The organism is Lactobacillus nasalidis (assembly GCF_016587775.1).
GTDB lineage: Bacteria > Bacillota > Bacilli > Lactobacillales > Lactobacillaceae > Lactobacillus > Lactobacillus nasalidis.
Genome location: NZ_BOCG01000346.1, coordinates 1 through 1,491, shown reverse-complemented (window position 1 = coordinate 1,491; position 1,491 = coordinate 1). Strand labels below are relative to the sequence as shown.

Annotated in this window: 2 protein-coding genes; both read left to right on the top strand. The window is 58.4% G+C overall.

Translation table 11 applies throughout. The annotated features are described in order from the left end of the window. A partial coding sequence (gene maeA, locus lacNas_RS06670) for an NAD-dependent malic enzyme (RefSeq protein WP_201346712.1) occupies positions 1-1,204 on the top strand: 1,204 nt, incomplete at its 5' end. A gap of 24 nt (positions 1,205-1,228) precedes the next feature. After that, positions 1,229-1,491: AEC family transporter (locus tag lacNas_RS06665; RefSeq protein WP_201346711.1), on the top strand; the 263-nt coding region annotated here is incomplete at its 3' end.

The following is a 1,491-nucleotide window of genomic DNA, read 5'->3' as shown; positions in this document are numbered from 1 at the left end:
CACCGACGCCGAAGCCATTTTGGGAATCGGCGACTGGGGCTCCAACGGCGTCAGCATCTCAATCGGCAAGCTGATGGTCTACACCGGGGCTGCCGGCCTGGATCCCAAGCGGGTTTTGCCGGTCGTCCTGGACGCTGGTACCAACCGGCAAAGCCTGATCGGCGATTCCGGCTATGTTGGCCTGCACCACAAGCGGGTTGACGACGCGACCTACTACGCCTTCGTCGACAAGTTCGTTGCTCTGGTGGAAAAAATGTTCCCGCGCCTTTACCTGCACTTTGAGGACTTCGGCCGGGGCCACGCGGCCAAGCTGCTCGACAAGTACGTTCACCAGTACCCAGTCTTCAACGACGACATCGAAGGCACGGGCATCATCTGCCTGGCCGGGATTCTGGGTGGCTTGAACATTTCCGGCGAAAAGCTGGCCGACCAGACCTACATGTGCTTTGGCGCCGGAACCGCCGGCTGCGGGATTGCCAAGCGGATCTACCAGGAAATGCTGGACCAGGGCTTGAGCGAAAAAGATGCCCGCGACCACTTCTACCTGGTTGACCGGCAGGGGCTGCTTTTTGACGACATGGACGACCTGACTCCAGAACAGAAGCCTTTTGCCCGCAAGCGGTCAGAATTCAGCAATGCTGCTGAGCTGACCAGCCTGGAAGCCGCGGTCAAGGCCATTCACCCAACCATCCTGGTCGGCACTTCAACCAAGGGCGGCGCCTTCACGGAAGACATCGTCAAGGAAATGGCTGCCCACACCAAGCGGCCGATCATCTTCCCGATCAGCAACCCGACCGAACTGGCTGAAGCCACTGCCGCAGACCTGATCCGCTGGACTGACGGCCGGGCATTGGTTGCTACCGGGGTTCCGTCCGCGCCTGTCGAATACAAGGGCGTCAGCTACGAAATCGGCCAGGCCAACAACGCTTTGATCTACCCTGGCCTGGGCCTGGGCGTGATTGCTTCCGGCGCCAAGCTTTTGACTGATGAAATGATTTCCGTTGCCGCCCACTCAATCGGCGGGATCGTTGACCCAGGCGAAGCCGGCGCTGCCGTTCTGCCGCCAGTCTCCAAGCTGGACCAGTTCTCGGAAACCGTGGCTTTTGCCGTGGCGCGGGAAGCAAAGGAAGAAGGGCTGAACCGCAATGACTGCACCGATGTTGAGGCATGCGTGAAGTCGTTCAAGTGGGAACCAGTTTACTAAAAAAGTGAGTCGGTAGGTGATAACATGTACATTTTATTGGAGGTATTGAAGAGCATTTTTCCGATCGTGGTCATCGTCTTGATCGGATACTTGCTGAGTCAGCAGAAATGGTTCAAGGAAAGCTTCAGCGGGGACATCTCCAAACTGATCATGAAGATCGCCCTGCCAGCTTCGATCTTCACTTCGGTCGTCAGCCGGCTGACAGCCTCGCAGCTGACCTCTTTCGCTGAAGGCCTGCTGGTCAGCGGGGCGGCCGTGGCCGTCAGCTACATCGCGGCTTTTTTGCT